Here is a 16558-nt window from a genome sequence, read left to right as displayed (position 1 = left end):
GGTCGCGGAAGCCGTGCTCAGCTATAGCCGCGCAGTTCGTCGCCGGTCAGCGTCGCGACGTGGAGCACGTTGGTCGATCCCGGGGTGCCGAATGGCACCCCCGCCATCATCACCAGCTTCGCGCCCGCCTTGCCAATGCCGTGGCGCAGCGCCATGCGCTTGCCCTTGGCGATCATCTCTTCAAAACTGCCGATGTCCTTCGTCGGCACCGCATGCGCGCCCCACAGCAACCCGAGCCGCCGCGCCGCTTCCTTTTTCGGGGTCAGCACCAGCAATGGCGCGTTCGGCCGCTCGCGCGCCACCCGCCGCGCGGTCGATCCCGATGCGGTGAAGCAAATGATCGCATCGGCGGCGATCGTCGATATGATCCCGCCCGCGGCTTCGGCCAGCGCGTCGGCGGTGGTCGCATCGGGCAGCGTTTCGGTGAAATGCAGGCGGCGGAAATAATCGGGATCGCTTTCGACCGACCGCGCGATGCTGTCCATCATCGTCACCGCCTCGATCGGCCAAGCGCCCGCAGCGGTTTCGGCCGAGAGCATGATCGCGTCGGCGCCGTCGTAAATCGCGGTCGCCACGTCGGACACTTCGGCGCGCGTCGGCGACGGCGACACGATCATCGATTCGAGCATCTGCGTCGCGACCACCACCGGCTTGCCCATCCGCCGCGCCGTCGCGACGATCCGTTTCTGCAGCGGCGGCACCGCTTCGGGCGGTAATTCGACCCCCAAATCGCCGCGCGCGACCATCGCCGCGTCGGCGAGCTCGAGAATTTCCTCGATCCGCTGCACCCCCGACGGCTTTTCAAACTTCACCAGCAGCGCCGCCTTGCCGCCGATCAGCGTGCGTGCCTCGGCGACATCCTCGGGCCGCTGCACAAACGACAGCGCGATCCAGTCGACCTGCTGTTCGAGCGCGAAGGTCAGGTCCTTGCGGTCCTTTTCGGTCAACGCCGCCAGCGGCACGACGACGTCGGGGACATTGACCCCCTTGCGATCCGAAATCTTGCCGCCGACCTCGACCACCGTGTCGATCCGCGTCGGCGACACCGCCTGCACGCGCAGCACCAACTTGCCGTCGTCGATCAGCAACCGGGTGCCCGCTTCCAGCGCTGCGAACAATTCGGGATGCGGCAGGTGAACGCGCGCGACGTCGCCCGCCGCGGTGTCGGCATCGAGCGCAAAGGGTGCACCCTTACTAAGTTCGACCGGTCCATCGGCAAAGGTGCCGACGCGCAATTTCGGCCCCTGCAGGTCGACGAGGATCGTCGTCGGACGCCCGGTTTCCTTTTCCAGTGCGCGGATAGCGGCGATCACCTTGGCATGGCCGGCATGGTCGCCATGGCTCATATTGACGCGAAACGCGTCGGCGCCGGCGCGGTGCAGCGCCGCGATCATCGCGGGATTCGCGCTCGCAGGACCAAGCGTCGCCAGGATGCGCACCTTGCGCTGGCGGGGGGTAAAACTCTGGACCACAAATGCTCCGAACCGATAAAAAGCTGGGGCCGCTTGCGTAGGCGCGTTGCCCCCGGCAAGGCAAGCAACGTATAGCTATTCATGCCATCAGCAGAAGGAAATCCGCCATGTCCTGCAGCGACGATCAGGCCGCTCCGAACGACGCGCTCGATACCCTCGACGATGCGGTCGCCGCCGCGGCCTTCCGCCGCCTCGTCCGACTGCTCCAGCATCGCAGCGACGCGGCGAACCTCGATCTGATGGGGCTCGCCGGTTTCTGCCGCAACTGCCTGGGCGACTGGATCGCCGAGGCGGGCGGCATGGACAAGGAAGCGGGCCGCGCGATCGTCCACGGCATGCCGACCGCGGACTGGAAAGCGCTGCATCACACCGCCGCCACGCCCGAACAGCTCGCACGGATGGAAGCCAGCATGGCGAAGAACCCGCGTCACTGATCTTGCTCCGACTGCGCTTTGCGGACATGAGGATGACAACCGCCGCTGAGGCACGGAAAATGGGGAGAGTTGGGCAATGCGCATGATATGGACCGCAGCTGTGCTGGGCGCGGGAATTTTGGCCAGTGGCCCGCTTGCCGCGCAACCGTCCACCACCACCTATATCCATGCCGGGCGTTTGCTCGACCAGCCGGGCCGCGAACCGCGCGGGCCATCGACGGTCATCGTCCGCGACGGCAAGATCGCCGACGTGCGCGACGGCTTTGCCACGCCCGAAGACGGCGCAAAGGTTGTCGACCTGAAGACCGCCTTTGTCCTGCCCGGCCTGATCGACATGCACGTCCATATTTCCAGCGACGACAATCTGCTGCGCAGCCGCCTCGAGTCATCGGGGCGCGACGTCGAGGATGTTTTCGTTATCGCCCAGGGGAACGCACGCCGCACCCTCGAAGCCGGCTTCACCACCGTGCGCGACCTCGGCGGCGATGGCCGGACCACGACCACACTGCGCGATGCGATCAACAATGGCGTCATCGTCGGCCCCACCGTCATCCCCGCCGGAACGATGATTTCGGTCACCGGCGGCCATGGCGGGGTCAATGGTCTCAACCGCACCCTGACCCATGCGGTCGCCGCTGAGCGCACCAACGTCTGCGACGGACCGGATGGCTGCGCCAGCGCCGTCCGTGCGCAGATTTCGCTGGGCGCCGAAGTCATCAAATTCGCCGCCACCGGCGGGGTGCGCTCGAACGTCGCCGGCGGGCTGGGCAAGCAGATGTCCGATGCCGAAATGAAATCGGTCGTCGACACTGCGCACAGCTTTGGCCGCAAGGTCACCGCCCACGCGCATGGCAAGGAGGGCATCGACGCGGCGCTGCGCGCCGGGGTCGATTCGATCGAGCATGGCAGCTTTATCGACGATGAGACGGTCAAGCTGTTCAAGGCGTCGAATGCGGCGCTGGTGCCGACCGCGGTCGCGCCGATCGCCGCGCTGGCGCAGGCGCGCCGCGGCGATGCGCCGGGTCCGCAACTCGCCAAGGCCGAGGAAGCCGCGGCATCGCACGCCGCCAGCATGGCGCGTGCGATCAAGGGCAATGTCCGCATCCTGTTCGGGACCGATTCGGGCGTCGCGCCGCATGGCGATAATGCCAAGGAATTTGCGCTGATGGTCAAGGCCGGGATGACCCCGGCGCAGGCGATCAAGGCTGCGACCATCGACAATGCCGCCGAACTGGACCGGCCGATCGGGGCGATCCTGCCGGGGCGCGAAGCCGACATCATCGCAGTGGGCGGCGACCCCCTCGCTGATGTCACCGTGCTGGAAAAGGTCGATTTTGTGATGCGGCGCGGCATCGTCCACAAACTGGACGGCAAGCGCCAGGCCTTTCCGCCCGAGTGACGCCGCGCGGCCAAGAAAGCATGGCCAAAAATCCTCGGGGGCTTTAGGGACGCGCCAACCGCGATTCTCGCGCCGCATCATCCCAATCACCGGAGCATAAAATGAGCGAAGCCACCGTATCCGACGAACAACTGCGCCTTTTCATCGAGCGCATCGAACGGATGGAAGAAGAGAAAAAGGGCGTCGCCGACGACATTCGCGACACCTATAACGAAGCGAAATCGCAGGGTTACGACCCAAAGATCATGCGCCAGATCGTTCGCCTGCGCAAATTGCCGATCAACGACCGCAAGGAAATGGAAGCGATCCTCGACGTTTATAAATCGGCGCTCGGCATCGACTGAGCCCCCGCAATTTTCAGCACAGGAGAGTGACGATGTTCAGCACCACCACCAATGCCGTCGAGGGCCGTCCGGTCCGCGAATATCTGGGCATCGTCACCGGCGAAGTGATCGTCGGTGCGAACCTGTTCCGCGACCTGTTCGCGAGCATCACCGACATCGTCGGCGGCCGCTCGGGCAAATATGAAGATGTCCTCGCCCGCGCCCGCAAGGAAGCGATCAGCGAGATGGAAGCCGAAGCGGTGCGCCTCGGCGGCAATGCGGTGGTCGGCGTCGACCTCGACTATGAAGTGCTCGGCCAGAACGGATCGATGCTGATGGTGAGCGCGTCGGGGACGGCGGTGACGCTGGGGTGAGGGTTGACCTCCGCCCAGCCACGTCGGCCGACGCCGCGCGCTGTGCCGAGATTTACGCACCCTATGTCACGGACAATTGGGTCAGTTTTGAACTTGATCCGCCCGATGCGGCGGAAATGGCGCGCCGGATCGAATATTATGGGGCCAGTCACGGCTGGCTGGTTGCAGAGGTCGACGGCAAAACTGCGGGATATGCCTATGGCTCCCCGCACCGTACGCGCGAAGCCTATGCGACCTCGGCAGATGTCGCGGTCTACCTTGATGCGGCATTTGCGCGGGCCGGAATTGGGCGGCGGCTTTATGAGGCGCTGTTTCCCATCCTGAAGCATCGCAATGTCCACGCAATCTTTGCCGGGATTGCCTTGCCGAATGACGCCAGCATCGGCTTGCACCGGGCGATGGGCTTCACGCCGATCGGCATCTACCGTCAGGTTGGCTGGAAAATGGGCGCCTGGCGCGATGTCGGGTGGTGGCAGCGGTTGCTTTGACATTCGATCCTGATGTAAGCGCGCGCCTCCAGTTCCTTCCAGCCGAAAAGAAGAGAGCCATGGCCGGCCATAGTAAATTCAAGAACATCATGCACCGCAAGGGTGCGCAGGACAAAAAACGCAGCACGCTGTTTTCCAAGCTCGCGCGCGAAGTTACCGTCGCGGCAAAAATGGGCCTGCCCGATCCCGACGCCAACGCGCGCCTGCGCGCCGCGGTCAACGCCGCCAAGGCGCAGTCGATGCCCAAGGACAATATCCAGCGCGCGATCGACAAGGCGACCGGCGGCGAAGGCGATAATTACGAGGAAATCCGCTATGAAGGCTATGGCCCCGGCGGCGTGTCGCTGATCGTCGAGGCACTGACCGACAACCGCAACCGGACGGCGACGAACGTGCGCACCGCATTCAGCAAGAATGGTGGCAACCTCGGCACCAGCGGCAGCGTCAGCCACGGCTTCGACCGGCTCGGCATGATCAGCTACGCCGCCAAGGCCGGCGACGCCGACACGGTGTTCGAAGCCGCGCTCGACGCCGGCGCCGACGATGTCGAATCGTCGGAGGACGGCCACGACATCTGGACCAGCATCGACAGCCTGCACGAAGTCGCCAAGGCTCTCGAAACCAAGCTGGGCGAGGCCGAAGGCGTGAAGCTGGCGTGGCGCCCGACGCTGAAAAGCGAAATCGCCGACGAAGCGACCGCGCAAAGCCTGTTCAAGCTGATCGACACGCTCGACGACGACGACGATGTCCAGACCGTGTGGGGCAATTACGAAATCCCCGACGCGGTGATGGAGAAATTGGGTTGATTTATCCCTCTCCCCTTGGGGGGATGCAGGGTTGAACTGCCCCCCGGGCAGTTCAAGTTCGTGCCGGGGGCACGAACGACCCAGCATCGGTTGCGCAGACTTGCGGGCTCTGCCCGCTAGTCGCAGCTGGGTGAGGGCATGGCCAGGTCACAGTCCCTCACCAAGTCCGGCTAGCCAGACAAGCTGGCAAGCCTCCCTATCCTCTCCCCCAAGGGGAGAGGGTCCGCAATGATTATCCTCGGCCTCGACCCCTCGCTCAGCTGCACCGGCTGGGGTGTCATCCGCGTCGAGGGCAGCCGGATCAGCCATGTTGCCAATGGGCAGATCAAGACCGATGCCAAAGCCCCCCTGCCCGACCGCCTCGCGCATCTCGACACCGTGCTCGCGGCGGTGATCGCCGACCATGCGCCAATCTGTGCCGCGGTCGAAGAAGTGTTCGTCAACGACAATCCGCAATCGACGCTGAAGCTCGCGCACGCCCGCGGCGTCGTCCTGCTCGGCTGCGCGCGCGCCGGGCTGACCGTCGGCGAATATGCGCCGCGGCTGGTCAAGAAGGCGATTGTCGGCACTGGTGCCGCGGCGAAGGAACAGGTGCAGGCAATGCTGCGCGTGCTGCTGCCGGGTGCGAAGGTCGTCGGGGCGGATGCGGCGGATGCGCTGGCGGTCGCGATCTGTCATGCGAATCATCGCCCGCGCTACTAACCTTTCGTCACCCCGGACTTGATCCGGGGTCCCGCAGACTTCCAGCACGGCGCCCGGAAAAAAGCGGCATGCCGGATCAAGTCCGGCATGACGAAATGAGCGGCGGCTTTGCAAGCGCAGGGAAACTGTTCCCTTTTCATTCTCCCCGCGCTACGCACGGCCCATGATCGCCAAACTCACCGGACGACTGGACTCCAGCGGCGCAGGCCATGCGGTGATCGACGTCTGCGGCGTCGGTTATCTGGTCGAGGCATCGGCACGCACATTGGACGCGCTCGGTGCCATCGGCGGCGAGGTCACCATCCACACCGAAATGCTGGTCGGCGAAGATTTCCTGCGCCTGCTCGGCTTTGCCAAGGCCGAGGAACGCGACTGGTTCCGCCTGCTCACCAGCGTCCAGGGCGTCGGCGCCAAGGTCGCGCTCGCGATCCTCTCGGCGCTCGAAATCACCCACCTGCAACGCGCGCTGGCGAGCGGCGACAGCGCGATGATCGCGCGCGCCAACGGCGTCGGCCCAAAACTGGCGCAGCGGATCACGCACGAACTGAAGGACAAGGCGGGCGCACTGGGCGGCATATCGGGCAGCGGCGCGACTTATGTATGCGCCACCCCCGGCCCGCTCGCCGACGCCGTCACCGCCCTCACCGGCCTCGGCTTCAAACCCGGCGAAGCGAGCGCTGCGGTCGCGGCCGCCAACGAGGAACTCGGCGCGGGTGCGAGCCTCGACGCGCTAGTTCGGGTGGCGCTGAAGAAGGCCGGAAAATGACATCCGTATCCATCGATCCAAATTGGATTTCAGCGGTCGCAGCTTTTGTGGCCATCATGTTTTCGGTGTGGGCACATCGTTCTGCTGAAAAATCGCGCAAGAAAACGGATGCCCTTGAAATACAAAATGCCGAACTCACAAGAATACAAAGCGTTCTCGCCCATCAAAGCTGGTCCGATGAGTATTTTCGCGAAATTACATCATGGTCGTGCAACGTGGCCACGGCCATTTCGCGAGCAATTCATCTTGTAGGCGTCAATGACCCAGATTCGCATAGGGACGTATTGTCGACACTCTCAGCATGCATTGACATGGGGCGGTGGTACTTCCCTAACCGAGATCACGACAAGAAGGGCAAGAACAAGGAACCCGCCTATCGCGGCGTGAGACAGCCCTGTCTGGACTGGGTTGTATTCGCTTATGATATCTTCGCCGACCAGCAGAATACTGTAGGCGCTAGAGAGCAACTTGTATCCTGCCAGCGACATTTCGTCAGCTGCATCCAAGAGGTACTCGACCCACGGTCCAGAGAGGAAGCGATTGAACGCGTCTTAACGGATTTCAAGGCGATCTCGACACTTCCCAAGGTTGAGAGTCCAGAGCGGTGACAGACCTCGCCAACTCCACCCGCCACGCATCCTGCCGCTGCGGCCAGATCCGCATTGCATGCACTGGCGAGCCGATCCGCGTTTCGGTTTGTCACTGTCGCAACTGCAAGGCGCGAAGCGGCAGCGCCTTTGCCGCGCAGGCGCGTTTTCCCGCCGCAAATGTGCGCACCGAAGGCGAAGCGAAGTTGTACCAACATGTCGGCGGCAGCGGCACTCTCGCGGATTTCTATTTTTGCGGTAATTGCGGCTCGACGCTCTGGTTCCTGAACCGTCCGGAGATGGACAGTTACGCAGTGCCGATCGGCAATTTCGAACCGGGCCATGATTTCGAAATCCAATTTTCGGTCTATGAGGATCGTCAGGAACCTTGGGTTTGTATCGTTGGCAAGGCAATAGAACGTTTATGACTGAGCCCGCCCTCACGACCCCAATCCGCACCCCCGAGGACGCCGACGCGGCGTTGCGCCCCAAGACGCTCGGCGAGTTCGTCGGGCAGGCGGCGGCGCGCGAGAATTTGCGCATCTTTATCGAGGCCGCCAAATCGCGGTCCGATGCGCTCGACCATGTGCTCTTTTATGGCCCGCCGGGCCTCGGCAAGACGACGTTGGCGCAGATCGTTGCGCGCGAGCTGGGCGTCGGGTTCCGTTCGACCAGCGGCCCGGTGATCGCGAAAGCGGGCGACCTTGCCGCGCTGCTGACCAATCTCGAGGACGGCGACGTGCTGTTCATCGACGAAATCCACCGCCTGTCGCCTGCGGTCGAAGAAATCCTCTATCCCGCGATGGAGGACCGCGCGCTCGACATCATGATCGGCGAGGGGCCGTCGGCGCGCAGCGTCCGCATCGACCTGCCCAAATTCACCCTCGTCGGCGCGACGACGCGGCAGGGGCTGCTGACGACGCCGCTGCGCGACCGCTTCGGCATCCCAGTGCGGCTCAATTTCTACACCCACGGCGAGCTTGAGCAGGTCATCACCCGCGCCGCGCGGCTGCTGTCGCTCCCCATCGCGTCCGACGGCGCGCTGGAGATCGCGAAGCGGTCGCGCGGGACGCCGCGCATCGCCGGGCGGCTGCTCCGCCGGGTGCGCGATTTCGCGACCGTTGCGGGGCACGCCATCGTCGATGCCAAGGCCGCCGACGCCGCGCTCAACCGGCTCGAAGTCGATGCGCTCGGGCTCGACGCGATGGACCGGCGCTACCTGACGATGATCGCCGATATTTACCGCGGCGGCCCGGTCGGGGTCGAGACGATGGCGGCGGGCCTGTCCGAACCGCGCGACACGATCGAGGATGTGATCGAGCCCTATCTGCTGCAAGTCGGCCTGATCGCGCGGACGGCGCGCGGGCGGATGCTGAATGCCAGCGCGTGGAAGCATCTGGGGCTTAATCCGCCCGCGGGATCGCAGGATGGGTTGTTCGATAACGGCAAGTGACTGTGCCCCTGCGAGCCTCGGAAGAATGTAGCGAAAATCCGCCATCATCTCCCACCAAACGGCCCCCATCTGCGACGAACCGTTGGTTAGGGGTTTGCGACGAGTCGAAGGCCCGCTATCGATCAACCCCATGGTAAACGCCCCGCCCCCCTTCATCCCCGGCGCCTTCGTCGGGGCGGCGCATCATTACCGGGCGCGTGTCTATTTCGAGGATACCGACCTGTCGGGCATCGTCTATCACGCCAATTACCTGCGCTATATGGAGCGCGCGCGGTCCGACATGCTGCGGATCGCGGGTATCGACCAGCGCGCCGCGATGGACGCGGGCGACGGCAGCTGGGCGGTCACCGACCTGACGATCAAATACCGCCGCCCCGCGCGGCTCGACGATGACCTGCTCGTCGTCAGCACCGTCGAAGCGGTGCGCGGCGCCAGCGTGATCATCGCCCAGCGCATCCTTCGCGGAACTGACACGTTAACCAGCGAGACACTCACCGACGGGCGGGTCACCGCCGCCTTCCTGTCGCCCGGGGGTCGGCCGCGCCGCCAGCCCACGGGCTGGGCCGACCGCTTTACCGCCATCATGAATGGAGAGAAAATCCCTTGCTAGACAATATCTCGCTGGCCGCCGACGCGGCGACGCTTTCCCCCGTCGCGCTGTTTCTGCAGGCCGATATCATCGTGAAAGCGGTGATGATCGGGCTGTTGCTGGCGTCGATCTATGTCTGGGCGGTGATCTTCACGCACGGCCGCAGCGTCAGCAAATTGATGCGCGCGTCGGAAAATTTCGAACGCGATTTCTGGCGCGCTGACAATATCGACAAATTCTTTGACAAGAACAGTGGCGAGGAATTGCCGAGCGCCAAGGTGCTGGCCGCGGGGATCAGCGAATGGCGCCGATCGACCAAGAGCAAGATCATCGACCGCGACGGGACGCGCGAGCGTCTCGGCATCGCGATGAACAGCGCGGTCGCGGGCGAAGTCGATCGGCTCGCCGAAAAGATCGGCACACTCGCCACCATCGGCTCGGTCGCGCCCTTTGTCGGCCTGTTCGGCACCGTGTGGGGGATCATGCGCAGCTTCACCGCGATTGCGGCGAGCAACAACAGCAGCCTGGCGGTCGTCGCCCCCGGCATTGCCGAGGCGCTGTTCGCGACCGCGATCGGCCTGTTCGCCGCGATCCCCGCGGTCATCGCCTACAACGCCTTTTCGCATCGCCTGAACCGGCTCGAATCGCGCCTCGGCCGCTTCGCCGACGGGCTGCACGCGACCTTCAGCCGCGAGCTTGAGGTCGAAGCCTGATGGCGATGTCCGGTCCCTCGGGCGGCATCGGCGGGCGACGCGGCCGCGGCCATCGCCGCGCGCCGATCGCCGACATCAACGTCACCCCGCTCGTCGATGTCATGCTCGTGCTGCTGATCATCTTCATGATCACCGCGCCGCTGCTCGCCTCCGCCGTGCCGATCGATCTGCCCGAAAGCCGCGCCAAACCGATCGAGACCGAAGAGCAGGAACCGGTGCAGCTGTCGATCAACGCCGACGACACGCTGTATATCGGCGAAGAGGTGGTGCCGGAGGCCGAGCTACCGGCGCGGCTCGACGCCATCGCGCGCGAACGCCAAGGCGAGGACAAGCCGCGCCAGATCATGCTGCGCGCCGACAAGGGGCTCGATTATGGCCGCGTGATGCGCGTGATGGGCGAACTCAACCGGGCCGGACTGACGCGGATTTCACTGGTCACCACGGGCGCCGAAGGTGCCGCCGACAGCGCGCCGACCGCTGCGGCCGCGGTCACCGACGGTTCAGAAACGGGGCAATAGGGTCACATCATGGCCGCAACACGGGCATTGAGGGGGAAAGGAGGACGCGGCATCGCCATCGCGGTGGCGGCGCATGTCGTGATCATCGGCCTCCTCTCCGTCCAATGGACCGCGGGCGAACGCCGCTTCGACAACCCGCCGATGGAGGTCGATCTGATCGCAGAAACCGCGGTGCAATCGACCGCGCCGGTGATCAGCGAAAATCCGCCCGCGGCGCGGCTGGGCGAGGAGGAAGCGGTCGACATCGCCGCGCCCGAACCGATGCCCGCGCCGCCGCTGCCCGAACCGATCGTCCGCCCGACGCCCGCGCCGACCCCGAAGCAGGTTGCACGCCCGAAGGCGCAGCCCAAACAGACCCCGCCCGCCGCAGCCAAAGCGCAGCCAAAAGCAGCGCCGAAAGCGACACCAAAGAAGCAGGCTTCGGTTCGACCGACGGGCCGTCTCGACGGCATAGATTTAGGCCAGAGCAAATCTCCAACTAAATCGACGCAGGCGAAAGGCGCGCCAGCATCGGCAGTATCGGCGGAAACCCGGCGCGCATTTTCAGCGGCCGTCGATGGGGAAATCAGACCACATTGGCAGCGGAACGCGAATGCGATCAGCGGCGTCGAACTTGATCAGTTGCGGTTGAGACTGGATATTCATCTTAATCGCGATGGCTCTATCGCCGACATCCGCCAGAATGGGTCGATGACTGGAAAGACAGAAAGCAACGCGCCTCAGCAAAAGCGCTTCGTCGAGTTGGCGGTTCGTTCCATCCGTCAAGCAGCGCCGTTCAATTTGCCGCCCGATCAATATGACGGCTGGAAAGTTATCACGCAGCCGTTTCGCATGGAGAATTAATTGTGAAAACCTCAGTTGTTGCTGCGTTCGGCTTGTTGCTGTCCCTCACTTCGGGTCAAGCACTAGCGCAAACCGTTACGGCATCGTCGCAGACGGAAAATTCGGCAGAATCGCCGGAAGTCGTGGCGACGATTTCCAACAACCGCACGATCATCGCCATCCCCTCGCTCGCAACCTCGTCGGTGCAGACCGTCGCGGGACTGCGCACTGACAGTCTGGGCCGCCAGATCGCGGAAGTCATCGCGGCCGATCTCGAACGCAGCGGCCTTTACGACCCGGTCGGCCCCAGCGGCGTGCGCGCGATCACCCGCGCCGAGGTGCAAGCGCCGCGCTTTGCCGACTGGCAGGCGCGCAACGCCGAAAATGTCGTGCATGGCTTTGTCGATGCCAGCGGCACCGGCGGGCTCGTCGTCGGCTGCTATCTTTACGACACCGCGCTCGGCAGCGAGCTGGTCCGCAAGGGGTTCGAAATCCAGCCCGGCGACTGGCGCCGCGCCGCGCACAAATGCGCCGACGCCATCTATTCGCGCCTGTCCGGCGAAGCGCCCTTCTTTGACAGCCGCGTCGCCTATATCGCCGAAACCGGTCCGAAGGGGAACCGGATCAAACGCCTGGCGATCATGGATAGCGACGGCGGCAACCACCGTTTCATCACCAACGGCCAGGCACTGGCCATCAGCCCGCGTTTCTCGCCCGATTACAAAAAGATCGTCTATGTCAGCTATCTGAACGATCGCGTTCGCGTCTTCATCTATGACGTCGCCGCCGGATCGCAGAAGCTGGTCACCGAAAGCCGCAACACGACCTTTGCGCCGCGCTGGTCGCCCGACGGCACCCAGATCCTCTATTCGATGGCGGTCGGCGGCAACACCGACATCTATCGTATCTCGGCGGGCGGCGGCACCCCGGTGCGGCTGACAAGCACCCCCGGCATCGACGTCGGCGGCAGCTTCTCGCCCGACGGGCGCAAGATCGTGTTCGAAAGCGACCGGTCGGGCAGCCAGCAAATCTATACGATGAACATCGACGGGTCGAACCAGCAGCGGATCAGCTTTGGCGGTGGGCGGTCGGCAACCCCCGAATGGTCGCCGCGCGGCGACCTGATCGCCTTCACCCGGTTGGGCGGCGGCGAGTTCCGCATCGGGGTCATGACCCCCTCGGGCGGCAGCGCGCGGATGCTGACCAACAGCTGGCAAGACGAGGCGCCGACCTGGTCGCCGAACGGCCGCGTCATCCAGTTTTTCCGCACCACCCCGGGGCGCGAGGGCAAGTCCAGCCTGTGGCAGGTCGACCTGACCGGCGTCAATTTGCGCCGCCTGCCGACCCCGCAGGATGGATCGGACCCCAGCTGGGGGCCGGTGCTGCCGTGACAAAAACGGAACCAAAAAGCGATATTCGGGTTCCCATAGCAGGTTCTAACGCCGCCAAATCGGCCGCACGAGAGAATTTTCCAGCAACAACAAGAGGACAGACAAGATGACGATACGCAAAAGCACCGCGATGATCGCGGCGATCACCATGCTTGCTGTTGGCGCCTGCGCGAAAAAGGCCCCTGACACGCTGCCCCCCGTTCCAGAAGGCACTGGCACCGATACCGGCGCTGGCACTGGAACCGGGGTCGTTCCCGGATCGCAGGAAGATTTCCTCGCCAGCGTCGGTCTCTCGGGCGACCGCATCTTTTTCGACTTCGACCAGTATAACGTCGACAGCGCGGACATGGCGACGCTGCAAAGCCAGTCGCAATGGATGCAACGCAACCCCGCGGTCCGCGTTACCCTCGAAGGTCATGCCGACGAACGCGGCACGCGCGACTACAATATCGCGCTGGGCGAACGCCGCGCCAATGCGGCGAAAAATTACCTCGCCTCGCTCGGCATCGATCCGTCGCGGATCAACGTCATCAGCTATGGCAAGGAACGCCCCGCCGAACTCGGGTCGACCGAGGACGCCTATGCCAAGAACCGCCGCGCGGTGACCGTCGTTATCGGGCAATAAGCAGCGGCCACAGCGGCACCGCGGCGAAAGCGGCGGTGCAGGCAAAGACACCGAAGGGGACCGGCCGCTCACCGAGCGGCTGGTCCCCTTTTCGTTGGATCAGCAGCGCCCAGACGATGCCCCCCAGGCTGGCGAGCAACAGCATCAGCGGCAGCGCCTGCCAGCCGAGCCAACACCCGATCGCCGCGACCAGCTTGGGATCGCCGCCCCCCATGCCGTCACCGCCGCGCGCGCGCCAATAAGCCCAGGCGATCAGCGCCAGCGCCGTCCCTCCAGCGAGCGCGCCGATCCAGCGATCGAGCAGCGGCGCCCCGAGCAGCGGACCCGCGAGCAGTAGGCCGACCACCGCCAGCACTGCGCTCAACCGGTCGGGAAGCCAAAAATGCCGCGCATCGAGCAGCGCGAGCGGCAGCAACAGCCAGCCGAAGAGCGCCCACAGCCATCCCTGTGTCCCCGGCATCGCCGCAAGAGCTAGGCCGCCGATCAGCGCGGCGCCGACCTCGACAATGCTATGGAAACGGTCAATCGGTGCGCCGCAGCGGCGACAGCGACCTTGCAGCCAGAGCGCTGACACCAGCGGGACAAGGTCCAACGGCCCCAGCTGCTGCTGACAGCCGTCGCATCGCGAGCGCCCAAGCACCGATCGCCCCGCGGGCCAGCGCAACACCAATGTCGCGATAAAACTGCCGAGGACCAGCCCGATCAGCGCGGCAAAGGTGACGCCCATGCCAAAGGGCAAGGCATCGAGGATCGCCACGTCAGAAGCGGCCCGTGGTCGCCAGCACGAAACCACCCGAACCGGCGCGGAACCCCAGCGCCGCCAGCGCCGCCGCCATCGCCGGGTCGCGATCGACATTGATCGCAAACTGCGCGCGATACGCGCCGCTGCCGTCGAACGACAGGGTCAGCCGCTCCATCCCCGACTGGCTGGCCAGGACCGCCTGCGCGCGCCCGTTCGCGCACCGCAGCGGCCCCGACAGACCGCGCGACAGGTCGAGCCCGGCGATCGGCGCGGTCACCGCCAACTGGATGCGCCCGCTCGCGCTGGCGCATTTCCCGGCGGCGTCGAACCGCAGCGTCGCGCCTTCAAAACGGATCGTATCGACCGGTATCATCCCCAGCCCGCCCGCCAGCGCGGTCGTGCCGTTGACCTCGGATACTCCGCGCGGGTTGCTGCCGTGGAGCCGCCCCGCCAGCGCGCCGAGCCGCTGGTCGGTGCGCGAAAAGGCGAGTTCGGTGTTCCCGCCGAGCAACGCCAGCGGCGATAAGCTGGCGCGCACCGTGCCGAGCGGCAGCGCCCCCAGCCGCGCTTCGACCAGCTCGCCCGACCACACCGACCCCCGCACCTCGCGCGCCGTCACCCCGGCGTTGGTCGCGCCCGACCATGCCAGCGCCAGCCGCATCGGAAAGGTCGCAATGATCAGGATCAGCGCCAGCCCCAGCGCCGCGATCCCCCAACGTCTGCGCGCGCTCATTGGCCGCCCTTTCGCAGTTCGGCGGTCAGCCCGACGGTGCCGTCGGCGGCGGGGGTGATCGTCAGCTGGTCGATGACAAAACCCTGTCCCTCAAGTGAGGCAAGCCAGTCGGTCAGCACCGGTGCGCGCGCGGTGGAGATCGCAATCGTCGCCTGCTCCGCGCCGCGCGCCTCGTTGCGGTCGAGCGTCAGCCCAATTTCGCTCGCCGATTGCGCCAGAAATTGGTCGATCGCCACCGCATCGACCGTTGTCGCGACCGATTTCGCCGGACGCTGCGCCAACAGCTGCACTTTCGCGGCGATCCGGCCTTCGCGCTCGATCGCGGCGCGATGCCGGTTTTCCAGATCGACAAAGGCGGCATAGGCCGGACGCCCGAGTCCCCACAGGATGACCCCGAGCGCCAACACGCCCGCGATGCCGACCAACCAGCGTTCGCGCTGCGACAAGCCCAGCCACCAGTTTTTCAATCGCTCGGTCATGGCACCGCCCGGATCGTGATGTTCGCCATCTGCTGACCGTCGCTGCCCGCCATCGGCTGCGCGGTGACGCGGTAACCGCGCGCCTGCAACGCGAGCAGCACCGCGTTGATGTCCTCGACCCGCGGCGCCGCGAGCGTCGTCGTCAGCGTCCCGTCGGTGCGATGCGACAATGTCTTGAGCGCGACGCCGGGCGCATCGCCCATCGCATCATAGAGCGCCGACGCCGGCACCGAAAACGCCAGCGGCCCGCCGCCCGCCGCCGCGAGCCGGCGATCGAGTTCCGCCTCTGCCGCGGTGGCGTCGTCCGCGGTCACCCCCGCCTTTTTGGCCATCGCGACCACCGCGTCATCGGCGCGGTCGCTGTCGGACGACAGGCGCAGAGCGTGGATGATCGGGATCAGCAGGCTGACGACAAGCAGCGCGATCGCCAGCCGCTTGGCCAGCCGCAGCAGCGCCGGATCGAGCGACCAGCTGCGCTTCGGCTTCCACCCGCCGCTGAGCAGATCGAGCGGCGGCGCGGCGAGCGTCAGGAGCAATGCCTCGCGCATCCGGTCGCCATCGAGCGGCGCGATGTTGCGGCCCCCCGCAATCAGCGGGTCAAGCGCGGGATCGGAGCGATAGGCATGGTCCGCCGCCCGCACGATCTGTTCGCCGCCGACCTCGGCCGACCACAGGCTGTCGGTCTCGGGCGGCGGCACCGCGGCCGCCGCCGGAATGATCGCGACCGGCGACAGATCGCGCGCCTTCAGCCAGCCGGTCCACGCGGTCATCGCCGCATGCGTCGTCACCGCGACCGGCACCGCCTGCCCCGCCTCAATCGGCTGGCCCGCGACGATATGCAGCAAGGCGCCGTCGCCCAGACTGTCCTTCAACGTGTCGAGCCGCGCCGCCGATGCCGCCTGCGCCGGGGCCGCATCGGGATAATGCCGCCAGCGCAGCGGCACGTCGGCGGCGGGGGCCAGCGCAATCAGCCGGTCGTCGGGGCCGTCGTCCTGCGGTTTTTCCCACGCATCGACCCAGCCGTCGTCCTGCCCCGAATCGACGATCACGCCGTCGTCGATACGCAGCCACGCCGGATCGGGGGCATCGCCATCGCCCAGCGCCGCCACCGGGGGCAACCACAGAACCAAAGTGCGGCTCAT

The 16558-nt window shown here is 65.6% G+C and carries 22 protein-coding genes; 17 read left to right on the top strand and 5 right to left on the bottom strand.

All coding sequences use genetic code 11. The features are described 5' to 3' along the window. Positions 1–17: 17 nt before the first annotated feature. Positions 18–1472, bottom strand: a complete 1455-nt coding sequence (gene pyk / locus FFS68_RS07915) for a pyruvate kinase (RefSeq protein ID WP_137752647.1) — start codon at positions 1470–1472, stop codon at positions 18–20. Between the two features lie 107 nt (positions 1473–1579). Here pyk and FFS68_RS07910 point away from each other — a divergent pair, with 107 nt between their 5' ends. The 17 genes from FFS68_RS07910 to pal all read left to right on the top strand — a co-directional run bounded on the left by FFS68_RS07910 (position 1580) and on the right by pal (position 13462). Next, entirely contained in the window at positions 1580–1906 is a 327-nt protein-coding gene (locus FFS68_RS07910) for a DUF1244 domain-containing protein (protein WP_137752646.1), read from the top strand. Positions 1907–1982: 76 nt separating this feature from the next. Beyond that, positions 1983–3305, top strand: coding sequence for an amidohydrolase family protein (locus FFS68_RS07905; protein ID WP_137752645.1), 1323 nt, complete (start codon positions 1983–1985; stop codon positions 3303–3305). 101 nt (positions 3306–3406) lie between these two features. After that, positions 3407–3649 carry a DUF2312 domain-containing protein gene (locus tag FFS68_RS07900; RefSeq protein ID WP_137752644.1) on the top strand — a complete coding sequence of 81 codons (243 nt, stop codon included), beginning with the start codon at positions 3407–3409 and terminating at the stop codon, positions 3647–3649. Between the two features lie 32 nt (positions 3650–3681). Further along, on the top strand, positions 3682–4002 hold the full coding sequence (locus FFS68_RS07895) for a YbjQ family protein (protein WP_137752643.1): 321 nt from the start codon (positions 3682–3684) through the stop codon (positions 4000–4002). Beyond that, complete coding sequence (locus tag FFS68_RS07890; protein WP_137752642.1) at positions 3999–4490, top strand: arsinothricin resistance N-acetyltransferase ArsN1 family B; 492 nt, start codon at positions 3999–4001, stop codon at positions 4488–4490. Before FFS68_RS07895 ends, FFS68_RS07890 begins: the two co-directional genes overlap by 4 nt. Positions 4491–4549: 59 nt before the next feature. After that, on the top strand, positions 4550–5296 hold the full coding sequence (locus FFS68_RS07885) for a YebC/PmpR family DNA-binding transcriptional regulator (RefSeq protein ID WP_137752641.1): 747 nt from the start codon (positions 4550–4552) through the stop codon (positions 5294–5296). 228 nt (positions 5297–5524) lie between these two features. Continuing rightward, positions 5525–5998, top strand: coding sequence for a crossover junction endodeoxyribonuclease RuvC (gene ruvC / locus FFS68_RS07880; protein ID WP_137752640.1), 474 nt, complete (start codon positions 5525–5527; stop codon positions 5996–5998). 163 nt (positions 5999–6161) lie between these two features. Further along, positions 6162–6764: a Holliday junction branch migration protein RuvA gene (gene ruvA, locus FFS68_RS07875; RefSeq protein ID WP_137752639.1), complete on the top strand. Its 603-nt coding sequence runs from the start codon at positions 6162–6164 to the stop codon at positions 6762–6764. Then, positions 6761–7372 (top strand): hypothetical protein, encoded by a 612-nt coding sequence (locus FFS68_RS07870; protein ID WP_137752638.1) that lies wholly within the window; start codon positions 6761–6763, stop codon positions 7370–7372. Before ruvA ends, FFS68_RS07870 begins: the two co-directional genes overlap by 4 nt. After that, positions 7369–7779 carry a GFA family protein gene (locus FFS68_RS07865; protein WP_137752637.1) on the top strand — a complete coding sequence of 137 codons (411 nt, stop codon included), beginning with the start codon at positions 7369–7371 and terminating at the stop codon, positions 7777–7779. Before FFS68_RS07870 ends, FFS68_RS07865 begins: the two co-directional genes overlap by 4 nt. Further along, positions 7776–8804, top strand: a complete 1029-nt coding sequence (ruvB, locus tag FFS68_RS07860; RefSeq protein ID WP_137752636.1) for a Holliday junction branch migration DNA helicase RuvB — start codon at positions 7776–7778, stop codon at positions 8802–8804. The genes FFS68_RS07865 and ruvB overlap by 4 nt, the downstream gene beginning before the upstream one ends. A gap of 130 nt (positions 8805–8934) precedes the next feature. Further along, positions 8935–9414 (top strand): YbgC/FadM family acyl-CoA thioesterase, encoded by a 480-nt coding sequence (locus tag FFS68_RS07855; protein ID WP_137752635.1) that lies wholly within the window; start codon positions 8935–8937, stop codon positions 9412–9414. Continuing rightward, on the top strand, positions 9408–10106 hold the full coding sequence (gene tolQ, locus FFS68_RS07850) for a protein TolQ (RefSeq protein WP_137752634.1): 699 nt from the start codon (positions 9408–9410) through the stop codon (positions 10104–10106). The genes FFS68_RS07855 and tolQ overlap by 7 nt, the downstream gene beginning before the upstream one ends. Next, the gene (tolR, locus tag FFS68_RS07845; RefSeq protein WP_137752633.1) at positions 10106–10624 is read left to right on the top strand and encodes a protein TolR; all 519 of its coding nucleotides are present in this window, start codon (positions 10106–10108) and stop codon (positions 10622–10624) included. Before tolQ ends, tolR begins: the two co-directional genes overlap by 1 nt. 141 nt (positions 10625–10765) lie before the next feature. Then, positions 10766–11467, top strand: a complete 702-nt coding sequence (locus tag FFS68_RS07840; RefSeq protein WP_249340073.1) for a hypothetical protein — start codon at positions 10766–10768, stop codon at positions 11465–11467. Between the two features lie 122 nt (positions 11468–11589). Next, positions 11590–12837 carry a Tol-Pal system beta propeller repeat protein TolB gene (gene tolB, locus FFS68_RS07835; protein ID WP_249340072.1) on the top strand — a complete coding sequence of 416 codons (1248 nt, stop codon included), beginning with the start codon at positions 11590–11592 and terminating at the stop codon, positions 12835–12837. Between the two features lie 106 nt (positions 12838–12943). Beyond that, positions 12944–13462, top strand: a complete 519-nt coding sequence (gene pal / locus FFS68_RS07830; protein ID WP_171003780.1) for a peptidoglycan-associated lipoprotein Pal — start codon at positions 12944–12946, stop codon at positions 13460–13462. On the opposite strand, the gene FFS68_RS07825 is transcribed toward pal, so the two are convergent. The 4 genes from FFS68_RS07825 to gspL are packed head-to-tail and all read right to left on the bottom strand — an operon-like array spanning position 13449 to position 16558. Next, positions 13449–14219 (bottom strand): A24 family peptidase, encoded by a 771-nt coding sequence (locus tag FFS68_RS07825; RefSeq protein WP_249340071.1) that lies wholly within the window; start codon positions 14217–14219, stop codon positions 13449–13451. The two genes, pal and FFS68_RS07825, sit on opposite strands and share 14 nt — an antisense overlap. 1 nt (position 14220) lies before the next feature. Next, the gene (gene gspN, locus FFS68_RS07820) at positions 14221–14937 is read right to left on the bottom strand and encodes a type II secretion system protein N (protein WP_137752631.1); all 717 of its coding nucleotides are present in this window, start codon (positions 14935–14937) and stop codon (positions 14221–14223) included. Next, positions 14934–15416 carry a type II secretion system protein GspM gene (gene gspM, locus FFS68_RS07815; protein ID WP_137752630.1) on the bottom strand — a complete coding sequence of 161 codons (483 nt, stop codon included), beginning with the start codon at positions 15414–15416 and terminating at the stop codon, positions 14934–14936. Before gspM ends, gspN begins: the two co-directional genes overlap by 4 nt. Then, positions 15413–16558, bottom strand: coding sequence for a type II secretion system protein GspL (gene gspL / locus FFS68_RS07810; protein ID WP_137752629.1), 1146 nt, complete (start codon positions 16556–16558; stop codon positions 15413–15415). Before gspL ends, gspM begins: the two co-directional genes overlap by 4 nt.

The sequence above is a fragment of the Sphingopyxis sp. L1A2A genome, assembly GCF_005502465.1.
Taxonomy (GTDB): domain Bacteria; phylum Pseudomonadota; class Alphaproteobacteria; order Sphingomonadales; family Sphingomonadaceae; genus Sphingopyxis.
Note: the sequence above shows the minus strand (reverse complement) of the source record. Positions and strands in the feature narration are given on the sequence as shown.

Excerpts from the sequence above, each read along its gene's own strand:
- FFS68_RS07910 (WP_137752646.1), top strand. The coding sequence starts at position 1,580 with ATGTCCTGCAGCGACGATCAGGCCGCTCCGAACGACGCGCTCGATACC.
- FFS68_RS07905 (WP_137752645.1), top strand. The coding sequence starts at position 1,983 with ATGCGCATGATATGGACCGCAGCTGTGCTGGGCGCGGGAATTTTGGCC.
- FFS68_RS07900 (WP_137752644.1), top strand. The coding sequence starts at position 3,407 with ATGAGCGAAGCCACCGTATCCGACGAACAACTGCGCCTTTTCATCGAG.
- FFS68_RS07895 (WP_137752643.1), top strand. The coding sequence starts at position 3,682 with ATGTTCAGCACCACCACCAATGCCGTCGAGGGCCGTCCGGTCCGCGAA.
- FFS68_RS07885 (WP_137752641.1), top strand. The coding sequence starts at position 4,550 with ATGGCCGGCCATAGTAAATTCAAGAACATCATGCACCGCAAGGGTGCG.
- ruvC (WP_137752640.1), top strand. The coding sequence starts at position 5,525 with ATGATTATCCTCGGCCTCGACCCCTCGCTCAGCTGCACCGGCTGGGGT.
- ruvA (WP_137752639.1), top strand. The coding sequence starts at position 6,162 with ATGATCGCCAAACTCACCGGACGACTGGACTCCAGCGGCGCAGGCCAT.
- FFS68_RS07870 (WP_137752638.1), top strand. The coding sequence starts at position 6,761 with ATGACATCCGTATCCATCGATCCAAATTGGATTTCAGCGGTCGCAGCT.
- ruvB (WP_137752636.1), top strand. The coding sequence starts at position 7,776 with ATGACTGAGCCCGCCCTCACGACCCCAATCCGCACCCCCGAGGACGCC.
- FFS68_RS07855 (WP_137752635.1), top strand. The coding sequence starts at position 8,935 with ATGGTAAACGCCCCGCCCCCCTTCATCCCCGGCGCCTTCGTCGGGGCG.
- tolR (WP_137752633.1), top strand. The coding sequence starts at position 10,106 with ATGGCGATGTCCGGTCCCTCGGGCGGCATCGGCGGGCGACGCGGCCGC.
- FFS68_RS07840 (WP_249340073.1), top strand. The coding sequence starts at position 10,766 with ATGGAGGTCGATCTGATCGCAGAAACCGCGGTGCAATCGACCGCGCCG.
- pal (WP_171003780.1), top strand. The coding sequence starts at position 12,944 with ATGACGATACGCAAAAGCACCGCGATGATCGCGGCGATCACCATGCTT.
- gspN (WP_137752631.1), bottom strand. The coding sequence starts at position 14,937 with ATGAGCGCGCGCAGACGTTGGGGGATCGCGGCGCTGGGGCTGGCGCTG.
- gspM (WP_137752630.1), bottom strand. The coding sequence starts at position 15,416 with ATGACCGAGCGATTGAAAAACTGGTGGCTGGGCTTGTCGCAGCGCGAA.
- gspL (WP_137752629.1), bottom strand. The coding sequence starts at position 16,558 with ATGAGCCGCACTTTGGTTCTGTGGTTGCCCCCGGTGGCGGCGCTGGGC.